The 19020-nt window shown below is 61.9% G+C and carries 16 protein-coding genes and 1 tRNA gene; 12 read left to right on the plus strand and 5 right to left on the minus strand.

What is annotated here, in order from left to right; all coding sequences use genetic code 11:
- The first annotated feature begins 167 nt into the window (after positions 1-167).
- From tyrS to nrdR, 4 genes are all read left to right on the plus strand, one after another.
- The gene (tyrS, locus tag C1I89_RS29370) at positions 168-1397 is read left to right on the plus strand and encodes a tyrosine--tRNA ligase (RefSeq protein WP_102775803.1); all 1230 of its coding nucleotides are present in this window, start codon (positions 168-170) and stop codon (positions 1395-1397) included.
- A gap of 74 nt (positions 1398-1471) precedes the next feature.
- Positions 1472-2128, plus strand: coding sequence for a YbhB/YbcL family Raf kinase inhibitor-like protein (locus C1I89_RS29375; RefSeq protein WP_102775804.1), 657 nt, complete (start codon positions 1472-1474; stop codon positions 2126-2128).
- A 266-nt stretch (positions 2129-2394) separates the two neighbouring features.
- Complete coding sequence (gene glyA, locus C1I89_RS29380) at positions 2395-3645, plus strand: serine hydroxymethyltransferase (RefSeq protein ID WP_102775805.1); 1251 nt, start codon at positions 2395-2397, stop codon at positions 3643-3645.
- Between the two features lie 173 nt (positions 3646-3818).
- Positions 3819-4298 (plus strand): transcriptional regulator NrdR, encoded by a 480-nt coding sequence (gene nrdR, locus C1I89_RS29385; protein WP_102775806.1) that lies wholly within the window; start codon positions 3819-3821, stop codon positions 4296-4298.
- Between the two features lie 11 nt (positions 4299-4309).
- Here the strand turns inward: nrdR and C1I89_RS29390 are convergent, their stop codons facing one another.
- Together C1I89_RS29390 and C1I89_RS29395 are read right to left on the minus strand one after the other, a co-directional pair.
- Positions 4310-5272, minus strand: a complete 963-nt coding sequence (locus C1I89_RS29390) for a GlxA family transcriptional regulator (RefSeq protein ID WP_102775807.1) — start codon at positions 5270-5272, stop codon at positions 4310-4312.
- Between the two features lie 9 nt (positions 5273-5281).
- A complete protein-coding gene (locus tag C1I89_RS29395; protein ID WP_102775808.1) occupies positions 5282-5845 on the minus strand; it encodes a cysteine hydrolase family protein in 564 nt (187 codons plus the stop codon).
- A gap of 192 nt (positions 5846-6037) precedes the next feature.
- On the opposite strand from C1I89_RS29395, the gene ribD reads away from it, so the two are divergent.
- The 8 genes from ribD to C1I89_RS29440 all read left to right on the plus strand — a co-directional run bounded on the left by ribD (position 6038) and on the right by C1I89_RS29440 (position 15973).
- Positions 6038-7153 (plus strand): bifunctional diaminohydroxyphosphoribosylaminopyrimidine deaminase/5-amino-6-(5-phosphoribosylamino)uracil reductase RibD, encoded by a 1116-nt coding sequence (gene ribD / locus C1I89_RS29400; protein ID WP_102775883.1) that lies wholly within the window; start codon positions 6038-6040, stop codon positions 7151-7153.
- 752 nt (positions 7154-7905) lie between these two features.
- Positions 7906-9822, plus strand: coding sequence for a PrkA family serine protein kinase (locus C1I89_RS29405; RefSeq protein WP_440130672.1), 1917 nt, complete (start codon positions 7906-7908; stop codon positions 9820-9822).
- 12 nt (positions 9823-9834) lie between these two features.
- Positions 9835-11094, plus strand: a complete 1260-nt coding sequence (locus tag C1I89_RS29410; RefSeq protein ID WP_102775810.1) for a YeaH/YhbH family protein — start codon at positions 9835-9837, stop codon at positions 11092-11094.
- Complete coding sequence (locus tag C1I89_RS29415) at positions 11091-12644, plus strand: SpoVR family protein (RefSeq protein WP_102775811.1); 1554 nt, start codon at positions 11091-11093, stop codon at positions 12642-12644. The genes C1I89_RS29410 and C1I89_RS29415 overlap by 4 nt, the downstream gene beginning before the upstream one ends.
- Positions 12645-12780: 136 nt before the next feature.
- Positions 12781-12871, plus strand: a tRNA-Ser gene (locus C1I89_RS29420).
- Between the two features lie 166 nt (positions 12872-13037).
- Complete coding sequence (locus tag C1I89_RS29425; protein ID WP_102775812.1) at positions 13038-14258, plus strand: tyrosine-type recombinase/integrase; 1221 nt, start codon at positions 13038-13040, stop codon at positions 14256-14258.
- A gap of 35 nt (positions 14259-14293) precedes the next feature.
- Positions 14294-14968 (plus strand): hypothetical protein, encoded by a 675-nt coding sequence (locus C1I89_RS29430; protein ID WP_102775813.1) that lies wholly within the window; start codon positions 14294-14296, stop codon positions 14966-14968.
- Positions 14969-15493: 525 nt separating this feature from the next.
- Positions 15494-15973, plus strand: coding sequence for a hypothetical protein (locus tag C1I89_RS29440; RefSeq protein ID WP_146196953.1), 480 nt, complete (start codon positions 15494-15496; stop codon positions 15971-15973).
- Positions 15974-15999: 26 nt separating this feature from the next.
- On the opposite strand, the gene C1I89_RS29445 is transcribed toward C1I89_RS29440, so the two are convergent.
- The 3 genes from C1I89_RS29445 to C1I89_RS34215 all read right to left on the minus strand — a co-directional run bounded on the left by C1I89_RS29445 (position 16000) and on the right by C1I89_RS34215 (position 18814).
- Positions 16000-17168, minus strand: a protein-coding gene (locus C1I89_RS29445; RefSeq protein ID WP_102770881.1) for an IS3 family transposase whose coding sequence is annotated in 2 segments (ribosomal slippage) — positions 16000-16904 and positions 16904-17168 — 1170 coding nt in all. Because the reading frame shifts where the segments join, the coding sequence is not laid out codon by codon here.
- 683 nt (positions 17169-17851) lie between these two features.
- Positions 17852-18391 carry a hypothetical protein gene (locus tag C1I89_RS34210; RefSeq protein ID WP_146196954.1) on the minus strand — a complete coding sequence of 180 codons (540 nt, stop codon included), beginning with the start codon at positions 18389-18391 and terminating at the stop codon, positions 17852-17854.
- 150 nt (positions 18392-18541) lie between these two features.
- Complete coding sequence (locus tag C1I89_RS34215) at positions 18542-18814, minus strand: hypothetical protein (protein ID WP_146196955.1); 273 nt, start codon at positions 18812-18814, stop codon at positions 18542-18544.
- Positions 18815-19020 lie beyond the last annotated feature (206 nt).

A 19020-nucleotide genomic window follows, 5' to 3' on the forward strand; every position in this document is an offset into this window, starting at 1 on the left:
AACGGGTGAGTGAAACGGAAAAACCGGGGTAAAGCGGCCGCAACTGCGTATAGCTGGCAATTGCGTATGATTAGGGCGGTATCCTAGCCGATTCGGCTAGAATTTTCGATAGTTTTCGTCACTTTTTACACCTTTTTGTCGGCCAAAGCCGCGTCAGTCCCCCTGCCATGTCATCCTCAGAAGCCCCCATCACTCCCGAAGTCGAAGCCGATCTGCGTATAGCCCAGCGTGGCTGCGACGAACTCCTGGTCGAATCCGAGTTCGTCCGCAAGCTGGCCCGCAGCCGCGCCACCGGCGTGCCGCTGCGCATCAAGCTGGGGCTGGACCCCACCGCGCCCGACATCCACCTGGGCCACACGGTGGTGCTGAACAAGATGCGCCAGCTGCAGGACATGGGGCACAACGTCATCTTCCTGATCGGCGATTTCACCTCGACCATCGGCGATCCCAGCGGCCGCAACAACACCCGCCCGCCGCTGACCCGCGAGCAGATCGAGGCCAACGCCCAGACCTATTACGCCCAGGCCAGCCTGGTGCTGGACCCGGCGCGCACCGAGATCCGCTACAACTCCGAGTGGTGCGATCCGCTGGGCGCGCGCGGCATGATCCAGCTGGCCTCGCGCTACACCGTGGCGCGCATGATGGAGCGCGAGGACTTCACCAAGCGCTTCAAGAACGGCGTGCCGATCTCGGTGCACGAATTCCTGTATCCGCTGATGCAGGGCTATGACTCGGTGGCGCTGAAGTCCGATCTGGAGCTGGGGGGCACCGATCAGAAGTTCAACCTGCTGGTCGGCCGCGAGCTGCAAAAGGAATATGGCCAGGAGCCCCAGTGCATCCTGACGATGCCGCTGCTGGTGGGCACCGACGGCGTCGAGAAGATGTCCAAGTCCAAGGGCAACTACATCGGCATTTCGGAGTCGCCCGACTCCATGTTCGGCAAGCTCATGTCGATTTCCGACACGCTGATGTGGCGCTACTTCGAGCTGCTGTCGTTCCTGTCGCTGGACGCGATCGCCGCGCTCAAGCAGGAAATCGACGGCGGGCGCAACCCGCGCGACGCCAAGGTCATGCTGGCCCAGGAAATCATCACGCGCTTCCACTCGGCCAAGGCCGCCGAAGAGGCGCTGGCCACGTTCGAGGCCCGCTTCCGCGACGGCGCCATTCCCGACGACATCCCCGAAGTGAACATCGGCGGCGCGCCGGTGGGCATACTCAAGCTGCTGCGCGAAGCCGGCCTGGTGGCGTCCGGCTCGGAGGCGCAGCGCAACGTGGAGCAGGGCGGCGTGCGCGTCAACGGCGACCGCGTGGAAGACAAATCGTTGCAATTGCCCGCGGGGTCTTACGTGGTCCAGGTGGGCAAGCGCAAGTTCGCGCGTGTTAATTTGAAGCCGTGACAATCAGGATTTGATACCCTGTGAGCGTACGGGCAGGGGCTGTGGGGCCTTTGCGGCAAATCTAGGAGCACGACATGGAACTCTCGAGTTTGTCCTTTTCCGATCACGAGTCGATTCCGGAGCGCTACGCTTTCGGCAAGATCGATGCGCAATCGCACGTCGCGCTGGCAGACAACTACAACCCGCAGTTTTCCTGGGACGACGTCCCGGCGGGTACGCAGTCGTTCGCCCTGATCTGCCACGATCCCGACGTCCCCTCCAGTCCCGACGACGTCAACCAGGAAGGCCGCGAAGTGCCGGCCGACCTGCCGCGCGTGGACTTCTTCCACTGGGTGCTGGTGGACCTGGCCGCCGACATGCGCGAAATCGACGAAGGGGCCTTCTCCAACGGCATCACGCCGCGCGGCAAAGGCGGCCCGCTGGCGCCCATGGACACGCGCCAGGGCATCAACTCGTATTCCTCGTGGTTCGCCAATGACCACGACATGAGCGGGGATTATTTCGGCTATGACGGCCCGTGCCCGCCCTGGAACGACGCGCTGGTGCACCGCTACGTGTTCACCCTGTACGCGCTGGACGTGCCGACCCTGAACCTGCAGGGTTCGTTCACCGGCGAGGACGCGCTGCGCGCCATGCAGAACCACGTGCTGGCCAAGGCCTCGCTGACCGGCACCTACACGCTCAATCCCAGGCTTGCGCCCAAGCAGATCGGCGCCACCTCGGCCTCCTGAGGCCGCGCCGCCGGAAAGGGGCCGCTTTATGCGGCCCTTTTTTTCTTGCCGGCTTGCATGAAAGTTCCTCAAGCCGGCTTGAGGCGTTTTGCCGTACGCGCCGCGATGCCGTGGTTTTCGCGCCCGTCGCGGCATTTTTGCCCGGGTTGCGCGCATTTTGGCGGCAATTTGCCCAGCCCGACGCGGTAAACTATCCGCCATTGTCCGGGTTTACCCCGTCCGACGCCGTTTTCCTCTCTTTCTTACCGTCTCAGGAACCCCCCGTCATGTTTGACCGCAACCTCACCCTGTCCAAGGCTGACCCGGACGTTTGGGCCGCCATCCAGAAGGAAGACGTGCGCCAGGAGCAGCACATCGAGCTGATCGCTTCGGAAAACTACGCCAGCCCGGCCGTCATGGAAGCCCAGGGCACGCAGTTCACGAACAAGTATGCCGAAGGCTACCCGGGCAAGCGCTACTACGGCGGTTGCGAGTACGTGGACGTGGTCGAACAGCTGGCCATCGACCGCCTGAAGCAGATCTTCGGCGCCGAAGCCGCCAACGTGCAGCCCAACTCGGGCTCGCAGGCCAACCAGGGCGTGTACATGGCCGTCCTCAAGCCGGGCGACACCGTGCTGGGCATGAGCCTGGCCGAAGGCGGCCACCTGACCCACGGCGCTTCCGTTAACGCCTCGGGCAAGCTGTACAACTTCATCTCGTACGGCCTGGACGAAAACGAAGTCCTGAACTACGCCCAGGTCGAGCAGCTGGCCAAGGAGCACAAGCCCAAGCTGATCGTCGCCGGCGCCTCGGCCTACGCCCTGCACATCGATTTCGAGCGCATGGCCCGCATCGCCCACGACAACGGTGCGCTGTTCATGGTCGACATCGCCCACTACGCCGGCCTGGTCGCCGGCGGCGTCTACCCCAACCCGGTGCCGCACGCCGACTTCGTCACCTCGACCACGCACAAGTCGCTGCGCGGCCCGCGCGGCGGCGTCATCATGATGAAGGCCGAGTACGAAAAGATCATCAACTCGGCGATCTTCCCCGGCATCCAGGGCGGCCCGCTGATGCACGTCATCGCCGGCAAGGCCGTGGCCTTCAAGGAAGCGCTGGAACCCGAGTTCAAGACCTACGCCGAGCAGGTCGTCAAGAACGCCAAGGTCCTGGCCGACACGCTGGTCAAGCGCGGCCTGCGCATCGTTTCCGGCCGCACCGAAAGCCACGTGATGCTGGTGGACCTGCGCTCCAAGGGCATCACCGGCAAGGAAGCCGAAGCCGTGCTGGGCCAGGCCCACATCACGGTCAACAAGAACGCCATCCCGAACGACCCGGAAAAGCCCTTCGTGACCAGCGGCATCCGCCTGGGCACGCCGGCCATGACCACCCGCGGCTTCAAGGAAGCGGAAGCCGAGCTGACCGCCAACCTGATCGCCGACGTGCTGGACAACCCGCGCGACGAGGCCAACATCGCCGCCGTGCGCGCCCGCGTCAATGAACTGACCGCGCGCCTGCCGGTCTACGGCAAGAAGTAAGCCCGCCTGCGGGCCGCGCGCCCGCACTGGCCTGGCTAAGGGACGGTCCCGCAAGGCGCCGTCCCTTCGCTTTTTTTGCGGGCCCCGGCCTTGCGGCCTGGCCTGTATGGATGGCTGCGGGTCGCCGTTACAATATGCTTAACTATTGCCTCCAGCGCCTTTAGGGATCACACATGCGGTGTCCATTTTGCGGCAATGCCGAAACGCAGGTCGTCGACAGCCGGGTCTCCGAAGAGGGCGACGCCATCCGGCGTCGCCGCCGCTGCCTGTCCTGCGACAAGCGGTTCACCACGTATGAACGGGTGGAGCTCGCCATGCCTTCGGTCGTCAAGCGCAACGGCAGCCGCAGCGATTACGATCCCGGCAAGCTGCGCGCCAGCCTGAGCCTGGCGCTGCGCAAGCGGCCGGTCAGCACCGAAGACGTGGACGCCGCGGTCGCCCGCATCGAAGAGCAGCTGCTGGCCAGCGGGCTGCGCGAGGTGCCCACCGAGCAGATCGGCGAACTGGTCATGAACGAGCTGCGCAAGCTCGACAAGGTGGCCTACGTGCGCTTCGCCTCGGTCTACAAGAGCTTCGAGGACATCGGCGAATTCGTCGAGGCCATCCGCGAGATGCAGGGCCCGCTGCTGCCGGGCAAGCTGCGCAAGGACTAAGCCCCGTCCCGTCAGTGTTCGGCCGCCGCGCGCGCCAGGCTGGGCGTGAGCGGCTGGAACTTGCGCCAGACCCGCCGCATGTGCTGGGCCGAGCCGAAACCCGATTTTTCGGCCACGCGCTCCAGGTCCAGCCGGGTGTCGCGCAGCAGGTCGCGCGCCAGCGCCACGCGTATCTGGTAGAGATAGTCCATCGGCGTGCAGCCCGCGTGCTCGCGGAACAGGCGGGTCAGATGGCGCGCGCTGGTATGCGCGTGGTCGGCCAGCGATTGCGCCGACCACGGCGCGGCCGGATCGCGGATCACGGCGTCCTGCACCCGGTGCACGCCCGGATGCAGGTGGCTGCGGTGGTCCAGCCAGGGCGACAGCGCCGAATCGGTGCCGGCGCGCCGCTGGTAGACCACCATGTCGCGCGCCACCTCGCTGGCCACCCGCGGCCCGCAATGGCGCGACACCATGTGCAGCGCCAGGTCGATGCCGGCGGTAATGCCGGCGCTGCTGACCAGTTTGCCGTCCTCGACGAAGATGCGGTTGTCGTGCAGCCGCGCGCTCGGGTCTATGGCCGCCAGCTGCTGCAGGCAGCTGTGGTGCGTGGTGCATTCGCGCTGCCGCGTCAGTCCGGCGCGGGCCGCGAACAGCGCGCCCGCGCACACGGTCATCAGCGTGAAGCCGTCGGCCGGGTGGCGCTGCGCGAGCCACTCGATGATGGCGCGGGCCTGCGGCTCGTCCAGGCGCGTGGGCTGGCCCACCACGCCCGATACGATGACCAGCGCGTGCGCCGGCAAGGCTGCCGGCAGCGGCTTGACCTGGGCCAGGTGCAGGCCGGGCAGGCCGCTCTCGACCTCGCGCGACGGGCCGCAGAAATGCAGTTCGAACGCGCCGGGGCAGAGTTTGTTGGCCACGCGGAACGCTTCGGCCGGGCCGGCCACGTCCAGCAGGACGACGCCTTGCGACAGCACGAAATACACCGGCACCATGCGCGGCTCCTAGCCCGCCAGCGCGTCGGCGGCCCGCGCGATGCGGGCGAAGCGCCCCTGCAGCACCAGTTCGGTGCGGTCGCGGATCTCGGCCGGCGTGTAGTTCTTGCCGGACGGACTCTGCATGGCGAAGGTCAGCGTGGCGTCGGTCGGGAATACGACCTTGAAACCGGCGTCGCTGGCGTGGCGGGCCGTGGTTTCGCAGCACTGCTCGGTGCGGATGCCGCAGACGATGACGCCCTCGATGCCGTGCTCGCGCAGCCAGTCGTGCAGGCTGGCGCCGTCGGCGTCGACCGCGTAGAGCGAGGAATGCACGGTTTTGTGGAACACGGCGGAGGGGGCGAGGTGCAGCTCCTTCAGCGTGCGCACGTGGCCGGAAGCCAGCGAGAACGGGTTGGCCGGGTCGTTGGCGGCGCTGGTGTGGAACACCTGCAGCACCGGCATGTCGCGGGCGACGGCGGCGTCGATCAGGGACTGGATCTGCCCGAGGAACGCCGGATATTCCGTTTCGTCCCAAAACGGACGCAGCCGGAAAGATTCTTGTACGTCGATGACGATCAGCGCTTGTTTCATGGACCGGCTCCAGGCAATGGAATAAAAAGGGGTGTAGCGACAGTTTTACTGCAATCCCGGCGCCGCCGGCGCGCCGCGAAAGACGCCTATCGGCCCAAAACGGACATTCACTGGCGGCCCCGTCGCAGGCGGCCGGCGCGGCATACAATCCTGGGCATGATGACCCCGAGCGACCCCGACGACGTTTTCTGGATGCGACGCGCGCTGGACCTGGCGCGCACCGTCATGTACTCCACCGCGCCCAACCCCCGGGTCGGCTGCGTGATCGTGCGCGACGGGCGCGTGCTGGGCGAAGGCGCGACCCAGCCCCCCGGCGGTCCCCATGCCGAAGTCTGCGCCCTGCGCGACGCGCAGGCGCGCGGCGAGTCGGTGGCCGGCGCCACGCTGTACGTGACGCTGGAACCCTGCAGCCATTACGGCCGCACGCCGCCCTGCGTGGACGCGGTGCTGGCGGCGCGTCCGGCGCGCGTGGTGGTGGCGCTGGGCGATCCGAATCCGCTGGTCAACGGGCAGGGCCTGGCGCGGCTGCGCGAGGCCGGCATTGCGGTCACCACCGGCGTGTGCCGGGAAGAAGCGCTGGCGGTCAACGCGGGCTTTATTTCCCGCATGAGCCGCGGGCTGCCCTGGGTGTGGATGAAAATGGCGGCCTCGCTGGACGGCCGCAGCGCCTTGCATAACGGCGTATCGCAATGGATCACCGGCGCGGACGCCCGCGCCGACGGCCATCGCTGGCGCGCGCGCAGCTGCGTGGTGCTGACCGGCATGGGCACCGTGCTGAAGGACGACCCGCAGCTGAACGTGCGCGGCGTGGATACGCCGCGCCAGCCGCGCAAGGCGGTGGTCGACGGCCGCTTCGAGATCCCCGAGCACGCCAGGCTTTTCGACGGCGCCGAAGTCATCGTCTTCACCGCCCGCGAGGACGCGGCCAAGGCCGCGCGGCTGCATGCCATGAACGCGCGCGTCGTGCCGCTGCCCGGCGCGACGCCGGACCGGGTGGACCTGCCGGCGATGATGCGCTGGCTGGCGGCCGAGCAGATCAACGAAGTGCACGTGGAGGCCGGCGCCGGCCTGAGCGGCGCGCTGGTCGCGGCAGACTGCGTCGACGAACTGCTGCTGTACATGGCGCCGGTGCTGCTGGGCGATGCCGCCGGCATGGTGCGGCTGCCGATGCTGGAGCACCTGGAAGCCGCCCGTCGCTACGAATTCATCGACGCCGAACGGGTGGGCGCGGACCTGCGCGTGCGCGCCCGGGTCGCCGAAACGTGGCGCCAGCTCATGCAGCGCGTGGAATTGCCCGCGCTGTCCTGAGGCGCATAAACCGCACTGGCGCAAGGGCTGCTAGCACTCGGCATGTGCGGCTGCCAGCCGCGCAACGCCGCGCGCGCGATGCGATGGCGCCAAATTCGCGAGCTTTTATCCGCATGTTTCGTGCCGCCGATGCGCGCCGCCGCGCATGCCAAGATACGGACTATTTTGGGCATTGCGCAAAATGAATTGCCACAAAACCTTCAATTGGCTATAGCATAGGCACATGACTAGGCGATACGTCCTGAAGGCTTAAACCGCTCAGTGCCACATGCCCTCGTCACCACGGATTCCCGTGCCGCGTTATCGGCGCTTTTTCACGACCGGAGCGGCACGCTGCTGAACGAAGACGCCACGCGCCGTTCAGACCGTCCGCTGCCATCGCATAGCGGGCGCATCGGGTTTGGCCCGAATCATAAGAATCCTCGGGATATCGCTCTTCCCTTCAAATCATTGCCGAGCATTTCATTGCAGGCGCGCTTATCGTGCGCGCATACGGCGATATGCTGACAGCGAATGAGCGAACATTCTTCACGTAAGTTGCAATCCCTGACGGAACTTGTGTCCGAAGGGTGCAGCCTAAACGGAAAGGGCCTGATCGTGCTCATGGTTGATGTGTGGCGAAAGCAACATACCTTCCGGCCAACAATGCATATCGCGAGATTGTCTAGTAATGCGCGAGCGCTGAGGCACAATGGGGACACGTAGGGACGTATTGGATTTTTCGCGTGTTGTAGGAGGTTTCCGTGCAAAACATCGTCGAAGGCTTCAAGTCGCAGTATGCAAAAGAGCAGGAATCAGAACTCTCCCTCGAGGAGTACCTGAATCTCGCGAAACGCGATCCCATGGCGTACGCCAGTCCCGCTGAGCGCATGCTGGCCGCGATCGGCGAACCCGAGATCGTGGATACGCGTAACGACCCACGTCTTTCCCGTTTGTTTTCCAACCGGACCATCCGGCGCTATCCGGCGTTCCAGGAGTTCTACGGCATGGAGGACGTGATCGGGCAGATCGTTGCGTTCTTCAAGCACGCGGCCCAGGGACTGGAGGAGCGCAAGCAAATCCTGTATCTGCTGGGGCCCGTGGGCGGCGGCAAGTCGTCCATCGCGGAGCGGCTCAAGGCCTTGATGGAGACCTATCCCATCTATGCCTTGAAGGGCTCGCCGGTCAACGAATCGCCGCTGGGCCTGTTCCATCCGGAACGGTTCGGCGACATGCTGGAAAAGGAATACGGCATTCCGCGCCGCTACCTGACCGGCATCATGTCGCCGTGGGCCGTCAAGCGCCTGAAGGATTACGACGGCGACATCTCGCAGTTCCGCGTGGTGCGCCTGAATCCGTCGGTGCTGCGCCAGACCGCCATCGCCAAGACCGAGCCGGGCGACGAGAACAACCAGGACATCTCCTCGCTGGTCGGCAAGGTCGACATCCGCAAGCTCGACCGCCATTCGCAGGACGACCCGGACGCCTACAGCTATTCCGGCGGCCTGTGCCTGGCCAACCAGGGCCTGCTCGAGTTCGTGGAGATGTTCAAGGCCCCGATCAAGATGCTGCACCCCTTGCTCACGGCCACCCAGGAAGGCAACTTTAAGGGCACCGAAGGCTTCTCCGCGATCCCGTTCAACGGCATGATCCTGGCCCACTCGAACGAATCGGAATGGCAGACCTTCCGCAATAACAAGCACAACGAGGCGTTCCTCGACCGTATCTACATCGTCAAGGTGCCGTACTGCCTGCAGGTGTCGGAAGAGGTCCGCATCTACGAGAAGCTGCTGCAGCACAGTTCGCTGTACTCGGCGCCGTGCGCCCCGGGAACGCTGGACATGATGGCGCAGTTCTCGGTGCTGACGCGCCTGAAGGAACCCGAGAACTCCAGCATCTACTCGAAGCTGCGCGTCTATGACGGCGAAAGCCTGAAGGACGTGGACCCGAAGGCCAAGGCCTTGCAGGAATACAAGGACTACGCGGGCACCGACGAAGGCATGGCCGGCGTCTCCACGCGTTTCGCCTACAAGATCCTGTCCAGCGTCTTCAACTACGACCAGACCGAAGTGGCCGCCAACCCGGTGCACCTGATGTACGTGCTGGAGCAGCGCATCGGCCGCGAGGACTATCCCGACGAAATCCGCCGGCGCTACCTTGAATTCATCAAGGGTTACCTGGCGCCGCGCTATGCGGAATTCATCGGCAAGGAGATCCAGACCGCCTACCTGGAGTCGTACTCCGAGTACGGCCAGAACATCTTCGACCGCTACGTGACCTTCGCCGACTGCTGGATCCAGGACGAGGAATTCCGCGACCCGGAAACCGGCGAAAGCTTCGACCGCAGCGCGCTCAACGACGAACTGGAAAAGATCGAAAAGCCGGCGGGCATCGCCAACCCCAAGGACTTCCGCAACGAGATCGTCAACTTCGTGCTGCGGGCGCGCGCCAACAACAACGGCCGCAACCCCACCTGGACCAGCTATGAAAAGCTGCGCGAAGTGATCGAGAAGAAGATGTTCTCGAACACCGAAGACCTGCTGCCGGTGATTTCGTTCAACGCCAAGGCCTCGGCCGAGGACAAGTCGAAACACCAGAGCTTCGTCGATCGCATGGTGGAAAAGGGCTACACGGAAAAGCAGGTCAGGCTGCTGTGCGAGTGGTATCTCCGTGTGAGGAAGTCCTCCTGAGCGAGGTGAATCATGAATTCACTGATCGATCGCCGTCTCAACGGGCGCAATAAAAGCGCCGTCAACCGGGAGCGTTTTCTCCGGCGCTACAAGGACCAGATCCGCAAGGCGGTGCACGGGATGATCCGCGACCGCTCGATCCAGGACATGGACCAGGGCGGTGAAATCAACCTGCCCGCCCGCGACATCTCCGAGCCGACCTTCCGGCACGGCACGGGCGGCGACCGCGAGATCGTGCACCCCGGCAACCGCGAGTTCGCCAAGGGCGACACCTTCGACCGGCCGCAGGGCGGGCAGGGCGAGGGCGGCTCCGAGCCGGGCGAAGGCGAATCGGTGGACCAGTTCACCTTCAGCCTGTCGCGGGCCGAGTTCCTCAACCTGTTCTTCGAGGACCTGGAGCTGCCCCACATGGCGCGCACGCAGCTGGGCGAGGTCAGCCAGAAGAAGTGGCAGCGCGCGGGCTACACCACCACCGGCTCGCCCAGCATGCTGAGTATCAGCCGCACGCTCAAGTCCTCGCTGGCGCGGCGCGTCGCGCTCGGCGTGAAGGCCCGCGCCGACCTCGAGGACGCCGAAGAACGCCTGGCCAAGGCGCGCGAGGCGGGCGCCTCCGCCGCCGAAATCCAGGTGCTCGAACAGGAAGTCGAGGACTGTCGCGAGCGCCTGGCGCGCGTGCCGTTCCTCGACGACCTGGACCTGCGCTACCGCAACCGGGTGTCGGTCGCCATCCCCATGGCGCGCGCCGTCATGTTCTGCCTGATGGACGTGTCGGGCTCCATGGACGAGGGCAAGAAAGACCTGGCCAAGCGCTTCTTCTCGCTGCTCTACCTGTTCCTGTCGCGCAAGTACGAGCACGTGGACCTGGTTTTCATCCGCCACACCGACAACGCCGAGGAAGTGGACGAGCAGACCTTCTTCTACGACCCCAAGAGCGGCGGCACCATCGTGCTGTCCGCGCTGGAGCTGATGCGCGACATCCTCGAAAAGCGCTATCCGCCGGGGTCCTGGAACGTCTATGCGGCACAGGCCAGCGACGGCGACTCGTTCGGCGCCGACGCGGGCAAGAGCGCGCGCTTTTTGGCCGAGCATCTGCTGCCGGCCACCCGTTACTTCGCCTACATCGAAGTGCCCGACTCGCAGGAGGCGCGCAAGAGCAGCCTGTGGGCCGAATACGAACAGAAACTGGAGCCGCATTTCGTGATGCGGCGCATCTGCGAACGCAGCGAAATCTTTCCTGTGTTCCATGATCTGTTCAAGAAGGAGACCGCATGAACACCCACGTCGGAGCACTCGTGGAGCCGGAGACCGCCGGCGGCGCCCGGCCGATCTCCCAAGGTTCCGAATGGACGTTCGAACTGATCCAGTCCTATGACGAGGCGATCTCCAAGGTCGCCGCCGAATACGGCCTGGACACCTATCCGAACCAGATCGAGGTAATCACCTCGGAGCAGATGCTGGACGCCTACGCCTCGGCCGGGCTGCCCATCGGCTATCCGCACTGGTCATACGGCAAGGAGTTCATCCGCAACGAGCAGTTCTACCGTCGCGGCATGCAGGGCCTGGCCTACGAGATCGTCATCAACTCCAACCCCTGCATCTCGTACCTCATGGAAGAGAACTCCATGACGATGCAGGCGCTGGTGATCGCGCACGCCTGCTACGGGCATAACTCCTTCTTCAAGGGCAATTACCTGTTCCGCCAGTGGACCGACGCCGACGGCGTGCTGGATTACCTCGTCTTCGCCCGCAAGTACGTGATGTCCTGCGAGGACCGCTACGGCATCGACGCCGTGGAGGCGGTGCTGGACTCGTGCCACGCGCTCTCGCACCACGGCGTGGACCGCTACAAGCGTCCCACCCCGATCTCCTACAAGGAAGAGGCCGCGCGCCAGGCCGAGCGCGCCGAGCACGCCCGTCTGCAGTACAACGACCTCTGGCGCACCCTGCCGCGGCTCGAGGACGAAAAGGACACCCGCGTCGAGGCCTCGGTGTTCCCGCCCGAGCCCGAGGAGAACCTGCTGTACTTCATCGAGAAGTACTCGCCCAAGCTCGCGCCCTGGCAGAAGGAACTGGTGCGCATCGTGCGCAAGATCGCCCAGTACTTCTACCCGCAGACCCAGACCAAGGTCATGAACGAGGGCTGGGCCACGTTCTGGCACTACACCATCCTTAACCGGCTGCATGAAAAAGGCCTGGTCAACGACGGCTTCATGATGGAGTTCCTGCAAAGCCACACCAATGTCGTCAGCCAGCGCGGCTTCGACGAACGCGGCTACGGCGGCATCAACCCGTACGCGCTGGGCTTCGCCATGATGTCGGACATCCGCCGCATCTGCGAAGCGCCCACGCCCGAAGACCGCCAGTGGTTCCCGGACATCGCCGGCGGCGACTGGCTGAAGACGCTGGACTTCGCCATGCGCAACTTCAAGGACGAGTCCTTCATCTCCCAGTACCTGTCGCCGCGCCTGATCCGCGAGTTCCGCTTCTTCGCCATCTCCGACCACCAGGCCAACCCCAAGCTCGAAGTCGCCGCCATCCACGACGACGAAGGCTACCGCGACATCCGCCGCCTGCTCGCCGCGCAGCACAACCGCGACAACCAGGTGCCGGACATCCAGGTGGTGCGCTTCAACCGCGACTCCGACCGCTCCCTGGTCCTGCGCCACCTCAAGACCCGCGGCCGCCCGCTGGCCGGCGAGGACGCCGAACAGGTCATGAAGCACCTGGCGCGCCTGTGGGGCTTTCGCGTGCGCCTGGAAGAGACCGAGACCGACGGCACCGTCAGCTCCTACCGCGAACAGGACCCGCCCGCCGCTACATAGAGGCCGAAGCGCAACGAGGGGGGACGCTACGGCGTCCCCCATTCTTGCAGCCCTTGCCGCGCCCGCGCGCAATCTGCTAGAATCGCGGATTCGCATTTTTCGCAGCGGCGAATGCCGCCCGCGCAAGACGCAGATAGGACAGGTGGCCGAGTGGTTGAAGGCGCACGCCTGGAAAGCGTGTATACGTGAATAGCGTATCGGGGGTTCGAATCCCCCTCTGTCCGCCAGGAATTCATCTAAGATGGTCTGAGATAGTGTGAAATGCCCCGGGAGATTGATCTCTTCGGGGCTTTTTGTTGTCCAGCGTTCTCTAAGGGGCTCTATGGACATACCCCCGTTTCAAGGGGTACCTTTGGGGGTACGGATGTACCCATACAGAGTTGATACCCCCACATGGCTCAGACACTGACAGACGTCGCCATCCGCCAGACGAAGCCGGGCACCAAGCCTAAGAAGCTCTCGGACGGCGGTGGGCTGTACCTGCTAGTTACCCCTTCTGACTCGCGTTACTGGCGCTGGAAGTACCGATTCGCTGACAAGGAAAAATTGTTGGCGCTGGGGGTCTACCCCGATGTAGGCCTAGCCCAAGCTCGCAAAGAGCATCAGAAAGCCCGAGAACTCCTGGCCTCCGGAATAGATCCCAGTGAGGCCCGCAAGCAAGCCAAAGTGGCTGCACGGGTTGCCGCTAGCCATTCCTTTGAAGTGGTAGCCCGCCAATGGTATGCCCATTGGGGGGCCGCCAAGAGTTCCCGTCACGCTGGGTACGTCATCCGCCGGCTGGAGTCTGACGCGTTTCCAGCGATAGGAAATGTTCCCGTGTCCGAGATTTCGGCCGGGGCATTTCGGGACATGGCGAAGCGCATCGAGCGGCGAGGGGCGCTGGATATCGCCAAGCGAGTATTGCAAACCTGCGGGCAGGTGATGCGCTATGCCGTGGCGCACGGGTTGGCGGAGCGCAACCCCGTAGCGGATATGAAACCCGGCGACTTCCTGCAACCCCGGAAGAAGAAAAATTATGCGCGCGTCGATGCGAAAGAGTTGCCCGAGTTGTTAAGGGCCGTAGACGGCTATGTGGGGCGCTTACGCACCCGATGGGCTATGCAACTACTCGCATTGACCTTTGTTCGTACTGGCGAGCTTATAGGGGCGCGGTGGAGCGAGTTCGATTTTGACGCTAAACGCTGGAACATCCCGGCGGAGCGTATGAAGATGGACGCTCCGCATATCGTGCCGTTGTCGCGTCAGGCTCTGGTTGTCCTGGAAATGCTGCGGGCGCTGAGCGGGGACAATGAATTGTTGTTCCGTGGTGACCGCGATCACGAGAAACCTATGAGCAACAACACCATCCTGAAGGCACTGGAGCGCATGGGTTACAAAGGACGCATGACCGGCCACGGTTTTCGAGGTGTAGCGTCCACCATCCTGCATGAGCAAGGTTACCCGCACGAGCACATTGAGCTACAGCTTGCGCATGCGGAACGCAACGAGGTGAGCGCGGCCTATAACCATGCGAACTACCTACTTCCCCGAGCGAAGATGATGCAGGAGTGGGCCGACTATCTAGATGCCATGAAGGCGGGCGGGAAAGTTATTCCTTTGATGCGCACGGCGTGATATTTCCATTGTTGAACAATGCGAGGGGAAGACGGATGGAGCAGGTGGATCACGGGTTATATGACTACCGAGATCAATTTGACGCATGGGAAGCTGCCTGTTTAATTGCGGGCTACGAGCCTGTAGGAATCGACCGGGGAGATCCGCTCCATATTCCCGGTAGGGTAAAAGTCCTGCTTTCCTTGATGGACGATGCGTACCAGACCGCCCTTTATTACTGCCGGGTTGCCTGCAATGGAGGCCATATCCATGAGGCTAACGGTGCGCCTGCGAAGTTTGATGTGTCCGCCGACCCGTCATCGCTGCCAAGCGCGGAGTTGCGCGAGGTCTACGCGCGCACGATCACAGAAGGTCGGAGAGATAGTGCGTATACGGACACAATGCTGGTCACGCGAAATCCGATGTTTCGGCGCGAGGACATAGAGAAATGGTTGGGCCTTATTGGCTGGAAAGAGGCACATTACTTCGTAACGCAAGAAGAGCGGCAGGAGAAGCCCCTAGCGTCGCGTGAGAGGGAGACCTTACTAAAACTCGTGATTAGTATGGCGGTAGTTGGCTATCGGTATGACTCTACCGGGAAAAGGTCGGGCGCGGTTTCTGAAATCACCAAGGATGTGGAGTCCCTCGGTTTGTCAGTCTCTGACGAGACCGTGCGCAAGTATCTCAAGGAAGCTTCGGGGCTCCTCTCCGGAAAGCCGCATAAAGACTAGCTTAAACCCAAGCTGGTTTTGATGACCGCTTGTTTGGCCTCCGCTGTGTGCAGCACAGTCAGACTGCATCCCTCTTCAACACATGGGAGCACATTGCAATGCCCGCCGATACAACAGTCCAAAATGAGAAACCTAGGCCGATAACGTTGCCCGCCGAAGGCTATTGCAGCATCAAGGCGCTGGCACAACCCGATGGGGTGACCCCTTGGGCAGAAAGCACGCTATGGCTTCGAGTCCGGCAAGGCCGTTTTCCTGCGCCCGAACGGTTTGGAGCGCGTTGCACACGCTGGCGCGTAGAGCTAATCCGCGAGTACCTTGCTGATCCTAACGCCTGGGAAGCTGCACACGCCCCCAATCGTCGCCTTGAGGCGGTACATGCATCTGCGAGGCATGCAAACAAGCGCACATCCTAGACATCCTGCAATCAATTGCAAAGTAGGCGATTCGCTTTGAGCGGGTAAGGGGGGCGTGGTCCTCCCGCTGTTCTATTAGCGAGTTTACTGAACACGGGACTAGGGATGGTGCATGGTTTCTCTTAGCCATCTATTCATCGACAAGATTGCATTGACCATACCTGTGCAATCTCGCACGCTTCAACACAACATTACAGACTGGCTTCAAACATGCGCGGATAGTGGCATCATCCGTCTCATCTCATATGGTGATTTGCTTGCCCGCTACCACCTTGCTTATGGCATTCCGCTGGCCTATGGGCGCAATATCATCGTCCAGGCCGCCCCTCGCGATGAAAGTCTGAACTTCCTGAGGCTGGAGTTCAATCCTAACAACAAAGGCCCCGCCCAGGAGCATCCGTTCTCGCTAGTCACAAGCATTCTATGTGAGGCTTGGCCCGCTTTTGTCCTTGCGCTAGAGAGGGCACGCCTCAATCGGTTGGACTTCGCCGTAGATATCTATGACATGCACATCGACAGGTTGGGCGTGCATCACAACACGCGTTCGACCTTTTCTAAGAATTTCGCGAGAAGCGGGCGTACCATGGCCTGACCCCATAGGGTGGTCCGGTTTCAATCTTAGTTCATGATCGGCCTTGGGGCTATTGCCTGGGCAGATGACGGTGCTGCTCCGCTTGCTGGCGCAGGCCAGATGATGGCCTCGGGTGCCGGTGGCTTGTATCCAAGCGACGAGTGTGGCCTCTCGGTGTTGTAGTACCGCCGCCAGGCTTCGATGATGATCTTGGCCTCGGCGAGGCTGTAGAAGATCTCACCGTCGAGCAGTTCGTCGCGGAGCTTCGAGTTGAAGCTCTCGCAGTAGCCGTTCTCCCAAGGGCTTCCAGGTTCGATGAACGCTGTCTTTGCGCCGACGGCTACGATCCACTCCCGTACAGCCTTGGCGATGAACTCCGGGCCGTTGTCGGAACGGACATGGCCGGGCACACCACGCAGGATGAACAGGTCCGACAGGGCGTCGATGACGTCGGTCGAGTTGAGCTTGCGATCGATGCGGATTGCAAGGCATTCCCTGGTGAACTCGTCGATGATGTTGAGCATGCGGAATCTCCTGCCATCGTGGGTCCGACCCTCGACGAAGTCATAGGACCAGACATGGTTTGGATGCTCGGGTCGAAGCCGGATGCACGATCCGTCATTCAACCAGAGCCGCCCCTTCTTCGGTTGCTTCTGGGGAACCTTCAGCCCCTCCCGCCGCCAGATCCGTTCGACACGCTTGGCGTTCACCGTCCAGCCTTCAGACCGCAGCATCGCCGTGATCCTGCGATAGCCATAACGGCCATAGCGGGAAGCGAGCCGGATGATGTCGGAGGTCAACGCCTCTTCATCGGGCCGGCCTTGCGGCTTTTTGCGCTGGGTCGAACGATGCTGGCCGAGAACCTTGCAGGCAAACCGCTCCGAGACGGAGAACTTCGCCATGACACGATCGACGCAACGGCGACGGCGAGCGGGGCTCAGAAGTTTCCCGAAGCAGCCTCTTTCAGGATCAGCTTCTCGAGTGTCAGGTCCGAGACCGCCTTGCGCAGCCGGTCATTCTCTTTCTCGAGCTCCTTCAGCCGCTTCACCTGGTCACCCTTCAGGCCACCGAACTCCTTGCGCCACCGGTAATACGTAAACTGCGTCACGCCGATCAAACGGACCGCTTCTCCGACAGAACGACCTTGCGACAACAGAACATCGACTTGGCGCAGCTTCGCCACGATCTCTTCGGGTTTGTGCTTCTTCTGGGGCATTCCAACGTCCTCCTACGGCTCAATAGCCTACTTCAGGGAGGACCACTTTTCAGGGGGCAGACCAACCACGGGGATGTACCTGGGGCAGCGAACGAGTAATCGTCATGTGGTGATCTACGACAAAAAGCGCGAGGCAAGGGAATGCCACAGTCGAATACTGCGCAGGGAATGCACTCGCGTGGAGTGCCGCTCTTCTGATATTGGGCCACTCAGCAATATCCACGATATGCCTAACCCTTTTGCATCGTTTGCGTTGTCGGTTTACCCGATGTGCGATGCTCTAGAGCACAACTATGCACACTTCCTGGATTCGTGTCGCTATAGAGGGGCGCAAGCAGCCTTGCATCTTATCCGGAATAGAAGAAAGCGGGCCGAATATCGGATGTGGTTGGCGGACAATTGCTGCCCATCTTGGTGGTGCCCTGAGACTATTTGGTCGCAACGCATCGAGGCTTTGCGAATGGCGTTGGGCGACTGTGACGTGCCGTAATAAGCACCATTAAGCCGTGATCTGCCGTAGGACCGCCGAATGATGAGGGTAAGGAGTCGAGAAAGTAAAAATCGCTAGTGAGACGTTGTGACTCCCTCCTCGTGCGGTGACTCTATGTTTTTTTTGCGCACCGAGAATCAAACTGAGCCCTATCATTTTTTTCGCCTCCAGGGCCGCGGTGGTATGCCGTGCTCTAGTCTTTATTGCCCCTGAAGAAGTTGCTTACTTTATCAAGAAAAGTTCTGTTGGCGTCACGATCTAGCCCGTCGAGAAGCTTCGTTGCAGAAACGATTTTTTCGCATTTGTCCAGAACGTTCAGAGCTTTTTCATATTCAGTTAGCTTGTAAACGTCGTCTACCATGCGGTCTAGTCGCTCCTTCGTCACGGGCGCTTTCAGATCGGACGTGTCTACAGGCGGCTTGGGCGGTTCTATGAGTGCGATTGCTCCAGCTTTGAAGGTATGGGACGTGGTATCAACCTCACCGCCTACCATGAAGCGCTTGAAGCCAACATAGCCTCCCATTCCATTTTTGGCGTTAATTTCCCCGCATACCATCAGAGCCCCTTCGCTTCCTTGCATGTTGCGAAATTGTGCGGATAGCGGATCTTTCAATTGGGTCGCGACGACTTGCTGGGCAGACTCGATTAGCAGCTCTTCGGGGGGCTTCCCCTTTTCGCAACCTGCTAGAAGGCCAATGGTGAGGCAACTCAACGCAGTCAACGGCTTACGCATTCGTTTCCCCATAGGAGCGAGTCCCTAATGGGCCGTTACGTCGGGTCCGGTTATATAGGAAACAGCTTTTTTTTCCGTAAGCGTCCGGTGATTCCATCTTCTCTCTAGCTTTGTAGTCGGTTATCCAAGTTGGCGCAGTTCTTGAAGAAGTTACAGGCATTCACGTACGGCGTCAGCCAGTTCCTTTCTTTGAGTTTTGCTCCAGAGATAGCGCTTGATGATCCAAAGGGATACCGCTATTTGATCATTGTTGGGTTTGAGATCTAACGAGGCATACAGGTGGCCGAGATCGCTGGTTTTATCTATTCGATACCCGCCTCCAGTCGGACGGACATAGACAAAATTATTTATTAACATGCCTTCCCAAGCGGGAACAACGCAGTCGATTACTTCGACAGCCTGTTTGGCCGTAGTGAATTGCATAGGCTCGACTTCGGCTCTTAGCTGGTCCGTGGGAGGGGCAGCGCAACCCGCCAGTAGTGCTATGGCAAGGGATATAGGCAACAGGCGGGAAGTTCGAGACGAGAAACGAGAGGTAGGGACGGGCGGGGGATTGTTGGTCATCGTCTATCTCTTGGGTCTCTGATGTTTAAAAAAGTACCTAGATGTTAATGGTGTCAGCGATCTTT

Source organism: Achromobacter pulmonis (assembly GCF_002885955.2).
Taxonomy (GTDB): domain Bacteria; phylum Pseudomonadota; class Gammaproteobacteria; order Burkholderiales; family Burkholderiaceae_B; genus Achromobacter; species Achromobacter pulmonis_A.